The sequence below is a fragment of the Actinomadura napierensis genome (assembly GCF_039529375.1).
Lineage (GTDB): Bacteria > Actinomycetota > Actinomycetes > Streptosporangiales > Streptosporangiaceae > Spirillospora > Spirillospora napierensis.
In genome coordinates this window covers 1-13,112 of sequence record NZ_BAAAMR010000010.1, presented here as the reverse complement: position 1 = coordinate 13,112, position 13,112 = coordinate 1, and the positions used below count along the sequence as shown (strand labels likewise).

Sequence of the window (13,112 nt, the reverse complement as noted above, 5' to 3'; positions counted from 1 at the left end):
GTCGGCGCGTCAGGCCGATGAGTTTGCCGGTTGCCTGAAGTCTTCCTTGTGATCTTCTCGCCCGTCGGCGGATCAGAACACGCCGGCTCCGGTGTCATGCAGGAAAGATGGAGACCAGGATGAACAACCCGATTCGGCTGTACATGTCGATGTCGCTCGACGGCTATATCGCCGGCCCGGATGACCGGCCAGGGCAAGAGCTCGGACGCGACGGCGGACGGCTCTTCAACTGGCTCGACGACCGGGAGTCCGACGGTCGCAGCGGCCAGGTCTACCGCGAAGCGCTGGCAACCGGCGCGGTGATCTCCGGCCGTCGGACCTTCGAACTCGCCGGGCGCTGGCAGGGCGACCACCACGACGGCGTGCCGATCTTCGTCCTCACCCACCAGGTGGAGGACGGGGACGTGCCACCCGGCCACGCGCGTTTCGTCACCGATGCCGAGGACTGCGCCCGTCAGGCTCGTGCAGCCGCGGGGGACCGGCCGGTCATGGTCCATGGGGCGGGGGCGGCCCAAGCACTTCTGCGAGCCGGGCAGCTCGACGAGATGGAGATCCACCTGGTTCCGGTCCTCCTCGGGGACGGCCGACGGCTGTTCGACCACCTGGGCAGTGACCACATCGAACTCGACCTCATCCGACGGCTCGAGGACCGAGACGTCACGCACCTCCGCTACCGGGTGCACCGAACCAAGGAAGAAGGTTGAACCGCGTGAAGACGCTGTTTGTCTCCTACCGCGTCACCGACCTGGACCGCTCGCTCGGTTTCTACACCGCCTTGGGCTACGCCGAACTGGGCAGGGTCGAGATCGGCGACGGGGCGCGCCTGGTGATCCTCAAGTTCCCTGACGAACCGGCGGCCTCGCTCGAACTGGTCCGCCGCCCCGGCGACGGACCGGTCGAGGTGGGCAGCGGTTTCGACCACCTCGCGATCCAGGTGGAAACGCTCGCCACCACCCTGAAGACGCTGACCGAAGCCGGCCTGGGGCCCGAACCCGTCCAGTACCCGGGCGGCCCGCACGGCCCGAAGACCTCGTGGCTGACGGACCCGGATGGCTACCGGATCGAGTTGGTGCAGTGGCCACCCGGACATCCCCACGGCATCACCGCAGCAGACTTCGCCTGAGGCAGCCAGCTCCCCCTCGGCTCGACCGCGGCACAACGCGAGGCGACATCCCACCCCATTCACAGGTCTTGACGATTACTCACCCGGGCCCGTAGAGGTCGAAGTTGACGCGGCCGAACATCTGCCGTTTCAGAAATCTGATCTTATTTGCGCATCAGGCGGATCACCTTGACGTACACGCGGCTGTGGGTCCCGTGTCCTTCGGTCAGTGTGCGATGTTGGCCAGGAAGGCCAGCACCTTGGGCCAGCCCTGTTCCTTGGCCAGGGCGTCGCCGGCTTCGCTGCCGCCCTCGTCGGAGGCGGTGCCGCCGGCCGCCAGGTAGGGGAAGGTCCCGACCCCGTGGCCTGCTGCGGGGTAGATCAATGCGTGGTGGGGGAAGCGGCTCCGGTCAAGCTCGGTCGTGATCAGATGAGCGGAGGCCGCGGACGACCAGATCCGGTCCTGCGCACCCGCGAGCGCCAGGAGCGGGCCACTGAGATGGTCGAGCGGGATCGTCCAGGCGGCGACGGGCCGGCCATTGTCGGTCCAGGCATTGACCCGCATGTCGGGGAACCCAGGATTGACCGTGGCCGAAGGCAAGTAGACGACAACGCCGTGGACGACGTCGGGGTAATGCTGCGCCAGGAGCAAGGCGGCTTCGGTCCCCCGTGAACAGCCCTGGACAGCCACGTGGTCGGGGTCGACGCCCGGCTGGGCAGCCAGCAGGCGGGCGGCGCGGGCGAAGTACTCCAGAGGTATGTCGTGCAGGGCGGAGGGCAGCCCGGTAGCGCCGAAATAGGCCAGGCTGAGGGCGGGATAACCGTGGGAGGCCAGAAGCGCGGCGTCATAGACGTCGCTGTTGCCGCCTTCGGACCCACCGAACAGCAGCACCGCCGGCTTGCGCTTTCCCAGGGGCGGCGCGAAGAACTCGCCGGAGATCTTGTCGGCACCGGGCGTGAACGTCTTGTGGGTCACGCCGGTGGTCATCCATTGGCGGGTCAGGGCTTGTTGCGCGACCTGGTGCTTGCCGACGGCAGCGCTGATCTGGACCGTGTAGCCGGTCTGGTCGGGGGGAAGGCGCGGGAGAAAGCGCTCCTCGTTGCGGTGTCCGGTGGGGGCTCCATCGACCAGAACAGGCCCATGCCGTCTGCCCTGTGGTAAGTACCCGAGATCGGGACGGCCCGGTCAAGGTCGACGATGCCGTGCGCGTCGGTCTCGAAGGTGACCTGGCCGTGCCAGCTCTGCCGACGGAAGTCGGCCGCCTCGGCGCTGACCGTGACCTTGCTGCCGGGCGGGAGACCGGTCACCTTGATATGGACAGGCTGGTCGACCAACGCGGTGGGGGCATCCACGCTGATGACGGCATGGAATCCATGCTGATGGCCGCCGCATCCGCTCAGCGCACCGACCGACACCAAAATTAAGGCCGCGAGAGTCCGGGGCCAGAACGCCGCCGCACACCGCAGACCCGACACGCCCAGCACTAACGATCCGATTCTCAGCATGCCTTCGAGTCAATCGCCGCCGGGCTGCTTACTCCAACCCTCTTGCCACGCGCGCAGAAGTGGCTCTGACCACTATCGATGATCGAGGTGACTAGGCGTGGTGTCCGGATCAGCGGTAGTGGAGGACCCGGGCCCGTAGAAGGTCGAGGTTGGCGCGGCGGAACATCTGCCGTTTCAGGTTTTGATCTTGTTGACGGTGCTCTCGACGGCGCCGCTGAAAGGATCTCGACGACGAGGGTTAGTGACCCGCGTGGGCGGTCCCGAAAACGCGTCCTGGGGCCGCCTGCGGAGCTAGGAACTCACTGCCGTGCCCACCTAACTGCCCCAACTTTCCGCAGCTCACGACGGTTAATGACCTCCGCACGGTGCGGGGGTTAGGGATCTAGCTCGATCCGCAGAAGGTAACCCGTTCAGGAAGATCACGCCCGAGAGGCGGCCACGTCGCGTGACAAGTTACGTCCGTAAGTACGGCACCCGCGTGAAGAGCCACACCCGGTCCGCGGGCTGGGTGTGGTCACGTGCCGTGTGGGCGTCCGTCGGGGTCTCCACGCTCACTGCGGCCGGGATCCTCTGGGAGATGGGCGCCGCCGTCCTCGCCACACTCTGCGTCGTCCCCATCACGTTGTTCTCGACAGTCCCGGTCGTTGCGGGAAAGTACGCGGAGAAGAACATCAAGACGATGCACCGGCAGCAGCGGCGACGCAGGGCGTCCCGGACCCGCTGGACGGCTCGTCGAGCAGCCGCTGGCGGACGTCGTCCAGCAGTCGGCCGCACCGGTGACCGAACGCCCGCCGAGACGGCCCCGCTCCCCAGACGAAGAGGGGGCGGGCCGTCGTTATCGTGGCGGCTTCTCGGGGCACATTCCAGCCATCTGTGAACGCCATCCGAGCACTGCGCGTCCTACTCGGACATCGGCACGTTAAGGAGCTTCCCCATGGCTGATCAGCCGTCCCTCCGCCCGGACATCCAGGCCGCCGCGGACCGCATGGACAACAAGGTCGGAGCGAAGCGGGAAATCCGGAAGCTGATCGAGTACCTGTGGGAGGGCGAGGAGGTTCGGCACATGACGGCGGGCTACTACGGCGGCGGCACCGGCCTTGTCGTCATGACCGACCGGCGGCTGTTCTTCGTCAAGGACGGGTGGACGAACAAGCGCACCACTGACTTCCCGTACGACAAGATCTCGTCCGTCGAATGGCGGTCCGGGATGCTGACCGGGACCCTCACGGTGTTCGCGTCCGGGAACAAGACCGAGATCGGCAACATGTCGAAGGCGACCGGGAAGGTCATGGCGGACACGATCCGGGAGCGTCTCGCGTCTGGGCCGCGGTATGCGCCCGGCACGCAGGCACCGCCGGCTCCGCAGCCGATCACTCCTCCGCCCGCCCCGGTGGCTCCGGCGCCACCCACCCAGTCGTCTTCACAGGACGACGTGTTCGCCGCGCTGGAGAAGCTCGGGAAGCTACGCGAGGCCGGCGTGGTGACGCCCGAGGAGTTCGAGGCGAAGAAGAAGGAGCTCCTCGACCGCATCTGACCCTAGGCACGAGGAAACGGCCCGCGTTCCCCTCGAAGAGAGAGCTGAGTTCTCGTGACCGTCGCAACACCCCAGATGCGGGACTGCGATGGAGTTCAAGATCCGTGACCGCTCGGTCAACCGAGGGAACCGTGCCCTGATGGAGGGCTGTCGATCCTACCTTCAGCTTGTGGATCCAGGTGTTAGGTATGTCGAGGCGGCCCGGATCGTGGGCATCAACATGCGGACGGGCAAGCGGTGGCGCAACGGGCGCACCGCGTCCGGCGGGTCGGTTGCCGCCCTGCCAATCGACCGTTCTGAGGCGTCGCCCACGCCTTCGGCGCCACTCCAGGGCGTCCGTCCCGGTACCTACGGGAGAAAGACCGGATCCACATCGCCGACCGCCTGAGGGAGAAGGCATCGATCCGGGCCATAGCGGTCGAGTTGGGCCGCAGCCTGTCCACGGTCAGCCGGGAGGTCCACCGCAGCCGCACTGTGACCGCACTGTTCTTCCCGATGGCAGTTGGTACTACCGGCCGCACGCCACCCAACGCCGCACCGACCCAAGCCGGCAAGATCGGTCAGAGTCCAGGGCTGCGGGACTCCATTCAGCACCATCTGACGATGCGGTGGAGCCCCGAGCGGATCTGCCACGCTCTGGACAGACTGTTCCCTGACCGGCCGGAGCTGCACGTGACCGCCACCACCCGGGCCAGCTACGACGACACCCTCGCGTGACTGATCGACGTCGCCGGCAGTGGGCCGATACTTGCTGCGGCGGTTACGGATACGAGAAGGACGGAATGGGTGCGGCGACGACGCATGATTTGCTCCCTGCTTGAGTTGATCGTCGCAACAAGTGTTAACAAATCTGCTCGATCTTGAGAAGTGAACGTTGGGTCAACGGTTTGCGTACAGGAAATCCGTGTCACTGACTGCACACTCGATCTTGATTCTGCACGGTGCGTGATAAACTCCAGGCCACAGAGTTCGGTATCGCCTTTCGCGAGCCTGGTCCGCCTCCTTCTAGAAGTAGGCCGGCGGAAGATGGCCGATTTCGGACGCCGGCACGGGTTCTGGTGGCACACGCCTCCGCCTCCGCGAACGTTCCACCGGAGCGACGAGTGGCCGACGCCGGCGGAAGTCCCCAGGTGAAAGGAGCCAAATGTGTTCGGTCGTGTTCTCGTCGTCCTGGCGTGCCTCGCGTTGGCCGCCTCACTCGCAGGCTGCGGAAACACCGAATCGCGGTCGCGGTCGACCATCGGCGCGACGGCATCGGCACGGCCATGCCGGAATCTCGCCGCCGCCCGCAAGATTCTGGTCATTCGGCACGCACCAGCCGGAAGTAACGTGCGATTTGATTTCCCAAGCACTGTGAAGATCAATGATCCGGCGCTTGTCGAGGAACTCTCCGCGCTGGTGTGCCGCCTTCCTGCTGCGGGTCGGGGTCCCTACAGTTGCCCGGCAGACATGGACATCACCTACGCCATTCGTTTCGCCCGCGACGGTAGAACGAGCCTTGACGTGGTGGTGCAGGCGACCGGATGCCAGTTCGTCACGGGGGCGAGCGAGCCGAGATCGGCGGTGACCACTCCGACGTTCTGGACGGCACTCGGCTCCGCCATGGGGATTCAGCGGGCGACGGTCGCTACCTTTCATGGCACCCCGCACACCTAAAGTGACTGAATTCGGTCGCCTGAACCGCGGGGCCCCGGGCGGTCGTTCTTAGCGAGACCGGTTGCTTTGCCTCCTCCCGACCGGGTCAGCTACCAAGCCGGGCTGTTGCTCGGCCTATGAGCCGCCGGACAGCAGCTCCAGAACCCGCCCGCCGCGGACGTGAAGGGTCGCAGACGTCCTGCTGGCGGTTCGCGGTGGCCGAGTCGAGTCCGCGTCAACGGGTTCGGCGAGGAAAGAACGCAGTGTTGTGAAGCGTCGAGGCATTCGGCTGCTGTTTGACCTGCGCCGACCAGATCGTCGGCATGCGCATGGCTCAGCTCGACAACCGTTCGTGGACGCGGCGTTCGACCAGGATGGGGACGAAATCGCGGATAGGCCGTCCAACGAAGTCGTGATGGACGGCCTCGACCGTTTGGGTGATCTCCTGTGCGTTATGGCGGTCACCGTAGATCTCCAGCAGGCGGGTGGCGACCTGTTCCATGGCCGCCTTCTCATAGATCTCGGTGTCCATCGCTCAACTGGCTTTGTTCACGAGTCTCGGCACCAGTTGTCCGGGAGTTCGGGCACCGTCCAAATTCGGCACGGATCGATGTTCGCGAGTTGCGGCACCGCGCGCTGCGGCGCCATGCCCGTTCGGGTCGTGCGCGTGTGAGCCAGTGTGAAAGCTGATGGTGAGTTACACCACCGGACGTGCGGCAGCGCTCGCCTCGCGGCCATGCGGATGTTGGTCAGCGGCGAGGCAGGTCGTCACTCGACTGATGCCTGAGGCGAGGAGGAGAGCCCAAGTTCTCTCTGGGTGGGACCCGGGTCGGCGCCGTACCGCAGGCCGTCGATGAGCAGGGCGATCATCCGGTTCGCGCGCGCGGTGTCGTTGGTCCCGATCGGGGGGATGCAGAGTTTGGCGACTGCGCTCAGCAGGTCGAGGGGCTCGACGTCGGCGCGGATGGCGCCGGTGGCGACAGCGGCGTCGAGCAGTGCCTGGAGGACTGGGCCGAGTTCCTGTTCGAAGTAGGAGGGCAGGGCCTCGAACGCGCGGTCACCCATGTGCAACGCGGCGGCGAGGCCGCGTTTGGTCATGATGAACCGGGCGTAGTACTGGATCCACAGTTCGAGTGCTTCGTCGGGGTCGTTTGCCGCGGCGAGCTGCGGTGCTTGGGCCACGCACGCCTCCACCTCGCGATGGAACACCGCGGTGATCAGATCCGACCGCCGCGGGAAGTGGCGGTACAGGGTCGGGGTGGTCACGCCGGCTCGAGCCGCGATGGTGCGTACGTTCACGTCGACGCCCCGTGTCGCGAATTCCTCCTTGGCGGCCGCGAGTAGCGCCTCGACGTTCCGCTGCGCATCGGCACGTGGCATACGAGGCCTCCTTGCTAAACGTGACCCTGTCACGTATGTTCTGTGATGCTTACCGTGACGTTGTCACGATTATTAGCGTACGGCACTCGAAAGGTGCCAGAAGGAGATCGGCGATGCACTATCGCACTCTCGGCCGTACGGGCATCCAGGTCAGCCCGTATGCCCTCGGCACCATGAACTTCGGGAAGATCGCCAATGCTGACCACGATGACGCGATCCGCATCATCCACCGGGCGCTCGACGCCGGCATCAACCTGATCGACACCGCCGACGTGTACTCCCTCGGCGAGTCCGAAGAGATCGTCGCCAAGGCGCTCAAGGGCCGCCGCGACGATGTCGTGCTCGCCACGAAGTTCTCCAACCCGATGGGCGAGGGCCCGAACCGGCGAGGCGCCTCGCGGCGGTGGATCATGAAGGCGGTCGAGGGCTCGCTGCGGCGGCTGCAGACCGACTACATCGACCTTTACCAGTACCACCGGCCCGATGTCGAGACCGACATGGCAGAGACGCTGTCCGCGCTCTCCGATCTCGTGCGCAGCGGGAAGGTGCGCGCCATCGGTACCTCGAAGCAGCCGGCCACCGACATCGTGGAGGCGCACTGGACCGCCGAGCGCCGCGGCTTCGAGCGGATCCGCTGCGAACAGCCGCCGTACTCGATCCTGAACCGGGTCATCGAGCGCGACGTCCTGCCCGTCACCCAGCGGTACGGCATGGGAACCATCGTCTTCAGTCCGCTGGCGCAAGGGATGCTCACCGGCCGCCTGCGCAAGGGACAGCATTCGGAACTGACTCGCAGCGGCCCCTTCTTCGAACACTTCCGCGACGAGCGCCGCCTCGATGCCGTCGAGCAACTCATCCCGCTCGCGGAGAAGGCCGGGATGTCGCTGACCCACATGGCGATGGCGTTCGTGATCGCCCACCCCGGTGTGACCTCAGCGATCATCGGCCCCCGAACCATGGAGCAGCTCGACGACCTGCTCGCCGGCGCCGACATCGCGATCAGCGACGAGATCCTCGACCGCATCGACGAGATCGCCCCGCCCGGCACCGACATCGGCCAGCTCCAGATGGCGTGGAACCCGCCCGCCGTCACGACACCGGCACTGCGGCGCCGCCCGGACACCGAACGCCCGGCCGTGTAAGGCCGATCAAATCAGCCTCGCGAGAGCGACGTGCGCCCTCCGCAGCACGCCGCTTCTCCTATTCGGCAGAAGAGTGCGTCTAACGCAGAATCGACATCACGCAAGGTAACTGAAGTTCGTTGTCACGCCGAACGCGCCCAGGGACGCCTGAGGACCACAGGCGGAGCCGCTCCTCGCGAACATTGATCATTCGGCACTGGGCGGAGTGGTGCCGCAATTCGCAGACATCCGGTGCCCCATCTCACGAACGAAGCCAGGCTTGTCTGGTCTGCTGGTCGGTGTAGCCGAGCATGCGGGCGATGACCTGGGCTGGGGCTTGGAGAACGAGGTGGCGGAGGGCGGAGGTTCGTCCGCTGATGGCGTCGGGAGCTGCGGCGCTGATTCAGGCGGTGATGCGGTCGGTGAGCAGGTCGGCGACCGTGCGTGGTTCGCGGCCGAGGAGTTCGGCCAGGAGCGGGTCGGCTTCTGCGAAATGGCCGCTTCGCGCGGCCTCGAAGAACGGCAGCAGCAAGCGGGCCATGGATTCCGGCATGCCGGCCGCGACATGGTCGGCGATCCACTGCTCGTCGTCCACGACGACTCGCCTGATGTCGCGGCCGGTGATCTGCGTGGCGATCGTGGCGATGTCGTCGAAGGTGACGGCGCGGCGGGCGGTGAGCGTGACGGGGCCGTCGAACGGGCGCTGCCCGGCGAGGATGATCGCGGCGGCCTCGGCCTCGTCGGCGCGGTCCGTCCACGAGACGGGGCCGTCCGCCGGCGCGGCGATGACTCCGGTCTGCCGCCAGGGGCCGAGCAGCCAGTCGAGGCTGTGGGCGTAGAAGCCGTTGCGCAGCGAGGTCCAGGCGGTTCCCGAGTCCGCGAGCAGCGCCTCGCTGGCGGCGTGTTCACGCGCCGGGGCGAACGGACTGTCGCTGCGCACGTTCTGGTGACCGGTGTACAGGATGCGCCGGGCGCCCGCCGCGACCGCGGCCTCGATCGCCGTGCGGTGCAGGCCGACTCCGTCGCCGTGGGGGTCGTTCTGGGACACCAGCAGCACTTGGTCGGCGCCCTCGAACGACTCACGCAACGCGGCCGGGTCGTCGTAGGTGCCACGCCGCACGCGCACGCCCCGGTCGGCGAAGTGCTGTGCTTTGGCGACGTCGCGCACGCTGACGCCGATCTGCTCTGCGGGGATGCGCTTGAGCAGGTGCTCGACGGTGGCGCCGTTGAGGGCGCCGGTCGCACCGGTGATGACGATCATGACCATGCCTTTCGATGTTTCGCGCTGGACCGCGTGGTCGGGCGCCGAAGCGTTCGGTGGCCGCCAGGACGTGTGCCGAAGGCGAGGGGCGGCCGGCCCGGGCTGCGGCCGTCCACGCGGGGGCGAGGACGGTGATGCGCCGCCTCACCGGCGCCGTAGCAGGGGCAGGAGGATGTCGTCGACGAGGTGAGCGAGGAATCGTTGGTCGCAGGGCTCGCCGGCGAAGATGAGCCGGTGAACGATGACGGCGGGGGCGATCTCGGCGAACAGCCCGGCCGCTCCGGGCACCAGGTGTTCGCCGCTCTCGGTCGCGCTGCGAAACGGCTGCTCGGTCATCATCGCCCCATCGCGGCGCAGGATCCGCCGCATGGCCGCAGCGAGCTCCGGGTCGCTGCGCATGCCCGCGAACAGGGCGCCGAGCAGCCCGACCTCCTGTTCACCGATCTGTCGCGCCAGCCACCGCACGAGCTCCAGCAAGACCTCGCGAAGATCACCTGTCCAGGTGACCGGTGGGGTGTCCACCGCGCGGCGCTCGACCGCCGCGGCCACCAGCGCGGCCTTGCCGGCGTAGCGCCGGTAGACCGTCGGCTTACCGACCCCGGCCCGGGTCGCGACCGCCTCGATGGACAGCTGGTCGTACCCGACTTCGGTCAGCAGACGCAGCGTCGCGTCGAGTATGGCGACGTCCCGGCCGCTGTCACGCGGCCTGCCCCGCGGCGGCGAACCCTCACCCGCCCCTGCACCCACCCCTCGATTACGAAACGGAACTGGTACGTAAAGAAAATAGGTCCGGGCGGGGGAGCCGGTCAAGCTCGGCTTCGCCGCACACCTGCGGGGGGCGACCAGCCACTCACTTCTCAGGACGGCCCCGGTGCTGGTGAGCTCGCGTAATCGTTCTGCACGTATTCGTGGTGGTGACGTCTCTGGTGGTCACTTGGTGTGGTCGCCGGGGGCATAGCGGTTCCAGGTTCCTCCGGCTTCGGTGACGATGCGGGTGGTGCTCTTGTCGTGGAAGCCGAGGGAGCGGGTGATGACCGGCGCTGGGGCTTGGAGGACGAGTTGGCGGAGGGCGGCGGGGCGGGCTTTGCCGGTCATGTAGCCGTGTTGGCGGAGTTGTTCGCGCAGGGTGCCGGGGTTGAGGGGCTGGCCGGCGCGGCGGCCGGGGAACAGCCATTGGGTGTCGAAGTTGGTCGCGGTGTTCATGTTCGAGCGCTTGGCGGCCTGTTCATGGAGCAGGGCGGCGACCGGTTCGGGGACCGGGCTGGGCGGTTCTCCGAGCCGGATGAAAACTTCGCCGTCTTGGTCGAGGAGATCGTCGATGGTCAGCCTGCTATCCGGGTGAGCGGCTGGGCGTAGATCAGCATGACGCAGGCGGCGGTGTTCACCGGGAGAGGTGCGTCGGTTGTGGTGATCGCCCGGCGGATGAGGGCGAGCCGGGTGTGTTGGCTCTGACCGGATTACCTGCACATCGGCGTTGCCGGGTGCGCCGTGCACCAGCACGACCGCCTCCTCGCCCGTCCCGGGGCCCACTCGTCAAGACGCGGGTGCCGATCCCATCGACCTCGATGCGCTCCTGCCGGATCTCCGCCATCCCGCTCCTCCACCCTATTCATGGACTCTCCGTCTCGAAACATTATCAAACGGACCGTCCAGTAATGTGGATGCATGGCCAGCCGAACACCGGGGCGCCCCCGCAGCCAGACCGCCCACCTCGCCGCGGTAGGCGCGGCCATCGAACTGATCACCGAAGACGGCCACTGCGCGCTGACGATGGAGGGCATCGCACGCCGCGCCGGCGTGAGCAAGCAGACTCTCTACCGCTGGTGGTCCTCACCGGCGAAGATCCTGCTGGAAACCCTCAACGAGGGCGCCGAGCAGATCGCGCCGCTGGAGGAGACCGGCGATCTGGAGGCGGACCTGCGCCGGTTCGCGCACCGCAGCGTCCTGGGCGCACGCGGTCCGGTCGCCCGACTGCTCACCACACTGATGGCCGAAGCGCAGCGAGATCCGGCCTTCGGCGAGGCCTTCCGCGCCGGCTTCCTCGCCCACCGGCGCTCCATCATGCTCTCCCTCCTCAACCGCGCGGCCGACCGCGGCGACATATCCCCGGACGCCGGCCTCGACCTCGCCGTCGAGGCGTTCTACGGCACCCTCTGGTACCGCCTGCTCTCCGGCTCCGGACCCATCGACGAACACTTCGCCGACGACCTCACCCGCCTGACACTCACCCACCTCCACCGCCCCGGCCCCCTCGACGCAGCTCACGCCCATGATGAGCGGCCGCTTCGGGGGGCGCAGGGGCCGGGCTCGCCGTAGTGTGAGGCGGGGCCGGCCGCAGTCGGCGGTGGGGCGTGGTCGGCTCAGTAGACCGAGTGGCCGCAAGGTCGCTGATGTGGCCCGGAACTTGGAGATCAGCGAGCAGTCGATCTATCTATGGCGGCGGCAGGACCGCATCGATCGTGGCCTTGAGCCGGGGCTGACCAATGGTGAGAAGGCCGAACTTGCCGCGGCCAAGGCCCGGATCGCCGAGTTGGAGACCGAGCTGGCGGCGACACGGCGGGCGATCGAGTTGGTGCGAGAGGTGGTGCCCCCAAAAGGAGGTTCCAGGCCATCGCGGTGATGGCTGGCGAGGATATCCCGGTGGAGGTGGCCTGCCGGGTGCTGGATGTGTCGGTGTCGGGCTATTACGCCTGGCTGACACGTCCTCCCTCGGCGCGCATGATTCGGCATGCCTGGCTGACCGACGTCATCACTGAGCTGCACCAGGCCTCCCGCAGCATCTACGGTGCCCGGTGTATCCACGCCGAGCTGACCCTCGGCTGCGGTATTTGTGTCAGCCATGGCCAGGCCGAGTTGCTGATGCGCCGCTCGAGCCTGCAGGGCGTCACCGGCCGGCCCAAATGGCGCCGCGCCAAGCCAGACCTGATCGCCAGCGACCTGGTCGACCGCCAGTTCACCCGCACGGCCCTGACCAGCTGTGGGTCACCGACATCACCGAGCACCCCACCCGTGAGGGAAAGGTGTACTGCGATCGACCTGCTGGATGGCCGGACCGCCGACGACCTGGCCGCTTGGCTGAAGGACCACCCCGGGGTGCAGGTGATCTGCCGGGACAGAGCCGGGAACTACGCCGACGGCGCCCGCGCAGGAGCCCCCGATGCTGTTCAAGTGGCTGATCGATTCCATTTCTGGCAGAACCTTGCTCAGGCGCTGGAGAATATGGTCCGCGCTCACCGCTCCAGCCTGCAGGAAACCCACGGGCCAAACACCGCAATCGAGGACGAGACCGACGGCGATGTCGAACCCGTCGAGCGTCCCAAAACTCTGGACTCCTACGGCAACGAACGGCCGATGGTGGCACGGACCCAGGAGCTCTACGCCCAAGTGCAGGCGCTGCGGAACACTGGCGCATCGCTGAACGCCATCAGCCGCGAGCTCGGCCTGGCCTTCCGCACCGCTCGCAAGTACGCCACCGCCACCAGCGTGGACGAGCTGTTGAGCTTCCCCCCGTTTCACGGCCACGTGACCTGAGTTGGCCGTGGGCCAACGGGGAAGGACGTGTCTCGTGCCGCC

The 13,112-nt window shown here is 67.2% G+C and carries 15 protein-coding genes and 1 pseudogene; 9 read left to right on the top strand and 7 right to left on the bottom strand.

Annotated elements, in window-relative coordinates:
• Nucleotides 1–119: 119 nt before the first annotated feature.
• Complete coding sequence (locus tag ABD296_RS08260; protein ID WP_344263245.1) at nucleotides 120–704, top strand: dihydrofolate reductase family protein; 585 nt, start codon at nucleotides 120–122, stop codon at nucleotides 702–704.
• A 5-nt stretch (nucleotides 705–709) separates the two neighbouring features.
• Nucleotides 710–1,123, top strand: a complete 414-nt coding sequence (locus ABD296_RS08255; protein ID WP_344263242.1) for a VOC family protein — start codon at nucleotides 710–712, stop codon at nucleotides 1,121–1,123.
• A 205-nt stretch (nucleotides 1,124–1,328) separates the two neighbouring features.
• On the opposite strand, the gene ABD296_RS08250 is transcribed toward ABD296_RS08255, so the two are convergent.
• Both ABD296_RS08250 and ABD296_RS08245 read right to left on the bottom strand, forming a co-directional pair.
• A complete protein-coding gene (locus tag ABD296_RS08250; protein WP_344263239.1) occupies nucleotides 1,329–2,090 on the bottom strand; it encodes an alpha/beta hydrolase family protein in 762 nt (253 codons plus the stop codon).
• A gap of 11 nt (nucleotides 2,091–2,101) precedes the next feature.
• On the bottom strand, nucleotides 2,102–2,608 hold the full coding sequence (locus tag ABD296_RS08245; protein WP_344263235.1) for an acyl-CoA thioesterase/BAAT N-terminal domain-containing protein: 507 nt from the start codon (nucleotides 2,606–2,608) through the stop codon (nucleotides 2,102–2,104).
• A gap of 934 nt (nucleotides 2,609–3,542) precedes the next feature.
• Between ABD296_RS08245 and ABD296_RS08240 the strand changes: the two genes are divergently transcribed.
• The 3 genes and pseudogenes from ABD296_RS08240 (at nucleotide 3,543) to ABD296_RS08230 (ending at nucleotide 5,798) form a co-directional block, all read left to right on the top strand.
• Entirely contained in the window at nucleotides 3,543–4,142 is a 600-nt protein-coding gene (locus tag ABD296_RS08240) for a PH domain-containing protein (protein ID WP_344263232.1), read from the top strand.
• A gap of 88 nt (nucleotides 4,143–4,230) precedes the next feature.
• Nucleotides 4,231–4,829, top strand: a pseudogene (locus tag ABD296_RS50820) (helix-turn-helix domain-containing protein); the annotation flags it as partial.
• Between the two features lie 459 nt (nucleotides 4,830–5,288).
• Nucleotides 5,289–5,798, top strand: a complete 510-nt coding sequence (locus ABD296_RS08230) for a hypothetical protein (RefSeq protein ID WP_344263227.1) — start codon at nucleotides 5,289–5,291, stop codon at nucleotides 5,796–5,798.
• Between the two features lie 313 nt (nucleotides 5,799–6,111).
• Here ABD296_RS08230 and ABD296_RS08225 read toward each other — a convergent pair whose 3' ends face one another.
• Together ABD296_RS08225 and ABD296_RS08220 are read right to left on the bottom strand one after the other, a co-directional pair.
• A complete protein-coding gene (locus ABD296_RS08225) occupies nucleotides 6,112–6,309 on the bottom strand; it encodes a three-helix bundle dimerization domain-containing protein (RefSeq protein WP_344263225.1) in 198 nt (65 codons plus the stop codon).
• 236 nt (nucleotides 6,310–6,545) lie between these two features.
• Nucleotides 6,546–7,157, bottom strand: coding sequence for a TetR/AcrR family transcriptional regulator (locus tag ABD296_RS08220; protein ID WP_344263222.1), 612 nt, complete (start codon nucleotides 7,155–7,157; stop codon nucleotides 6,546–6,548).
• A gap of 113 nt (nucleotides 7,158–7,270) precedes the next feature.
• Between ABD296_RS08220 and ABD296_RS08215 the strand changes: the two genes are divergently transcribed.
• Nucleotides 7,271–8,299, top strand: a complete 1,029-nt coding sequence (locus tag ABD296_RS08215; RefSeq protein ID WP_344263220.1) for an aldo/keto reductase — start codon at nucleotides 7,271–7,273, stop codon at nucleotides 8,297–8,299.
• 382 nt (nucleotides 8,300–8,681) lie between these two features.
• On the opposite strand, the gene ABD296_RS08210 is transcribed toward ABD296_RS08215, so the two are convergent.
• From ABD296_RS08210 to ABD296_RS08200, 3 genes are all read right to left on the bottom strand, one after another.
• A complete protein-coding gene (locus tag ABD296_RS08210; protein ID WP_344263452.1) occupies nucleotides 8,682–9,539 on the bottom strand; it encodes an NmrA family NAD(P)-binding protein in 858 nt (285 codons plus the stop codon).
• A gap of 144 nt (nucleotides 9,540–9,683) precedes the next feature.
• Complete coding sequence (locus ABD296_RS08205; RefSeq protein WP_344263217.1) at nucleotides 9,684–10,286, bottom strand: TetR/AcrR family transcriptional regulator; 603 nt, start codon at nucleotides 10,284–10,286, stop codon at nucleotides 9,684–9,686.
• A 183-nt stretch (nucleotides 10,287–10,469) separates the two neighbouring features.
• A complete protein-coding gene (locus ABD296_RS08200; RefSeq protein ID WP_344263216.1) occupies nucleotides 10,470–11,039 on the bottom strand; it encodes a hypothetical protein in 570 nt (189 codons plus the stop codon).
• Nucleotides 11,040–11,204: 165 nt separating this feature from the next.
• Between ABD296_RS08200 and ABD296_RS08195 the strand changes: the two genes are divergently transcribed.
• From ABD296_RS08195 to ABD296_RS08180, 3 genes are read left to right on the top strand one after another with little or no spacing between them, the layout of a single operon-like run.
• Entirely contained in the window at nucleotides 11,205–11,855 is a 651-nt protein-coding gene (locus tag ABD296_RS08195; protein ID WP_344263214.1) for a TetR/AcrR family transcriptional regulator, read from the top strand.
• The gene (locus ABD296_RS08190) at nucleotides 11,809–12,159 is read left to right on the top strand and encodes a transposase (protein ID WP_344263212.1); all 351 of its coding nucleotides are present in this window, start codon (nucleotides 11,809–11,811) and stop codon (nucleotides 12,157–12,159) included. Before ABD296_RS08195 ends, ABD296_RS08190 begins: the two co-directional genes overlap by 47 nt.
• Nucleotides 12,159–13,070 carry a transposase gene (locus tag ABD296_RS08180; protein ID WP_407061450.1) on the top strand — a complete coding sequence of 304 codons (912 nt, stop codon included), beginning with the start codon at nucleotides 12,159–12,161 and terminating at the stop codon, nucleotides 13,068–13,070. The genes ABD296_RS08190 and ABD296_RS08180 overlap by 1 nt, the downstream gene beginning before the upstream one ends.
• The last annotated feature ends 42 nt before the right edge of the window (nucleotides 13,071–13,112 follow it).

What these genes read in the sequence shown, in the direction of transcription:
- ABD296_RS08260 (WP_344263245.1), top strand. Translation starts at nt 120, where the DNA reads ATGAACAACCCGATTCGGCTGTACATGTCGATGTCGCTCGACGGCTAT.
- ABD296_RS08250 (WP_344263239.1), bottom strand. Translation starts at nt 2,090, where the DNA reads ATGACCACCGGCGTGACCCACAAGACGTTCACGCCCGGTGCCGACAAG.
- ABD296_RS08245 (WP_344263235.1), bottom strand. Translation starts at nt 2,608, where the DNA reads ATGCTGAGAATCGGATCGTTAGTGCTGGGCGTGTCGGGTCTGCGGTGT.
- ABD296_RS08240 (WP_344263232.1), top strand. Translation starts at nt 3,543, where the DNA reads ATGGCTGATCAGCCGTCCCTCCGCCCGGACATCCAGGCCGCCGCGGAC.
- ABD296_RS08225 (WP_344263225.1), bottom strand. Translation starts at nt 6,309, where the DNA reads ATGGACACCGAGATCTATGAGAAGGCGGCCATGGAACAGGTCGCCACC.
- ABD296_RS08220 (WP_344263222.1), bottom strand. Translation starts at nt 7,157, where the DNA reads ATGCCACGTGCCGATGCGCAGCGGAACGTCGAGGCGCTACTCGCGGCC.
- ABD296_RS08215 (WP_344263220.1), top strand. Translation starts at nt 7,271, where the DNA reads ATGCACTATCGCACTCTCGGCCGTACGGGCATCCAGGTCAGCCCGTAT.
- ABD296_RS08210 (WP_344263452.1), bottom strand. Translation starts at nt 9,539, where the DNA reads ATGATCGTCATCACCGGTGCGACCGGCGCCCTCAACGGCGCCACCGTC.
- ABD296_RS08195 (WP_344263214.1), top strand. Translation starts at nt 11,205, where the DNA reads ATGGCCAGCCGAACACCGGGGCGCCCCCGCAGCCAGACCGCCCACCTC.
- ABD296_RS08190 (WP_344263212.1), top strand. Translation starts at nt 11,809, where the DNA reads ATGATGAGCGGCCGCTTCGGGGGGCGCAGGGGCCGGGCTCGCCGTAGT.
- ABD296_RS08180 (WP_407061450.1), top strand. Translation starts at nt 12,159, where the DNA reads ATGGCTGGCGAGGATATCCCGGTGGAGGTGGCCTGCCGGGTGCTGGAT.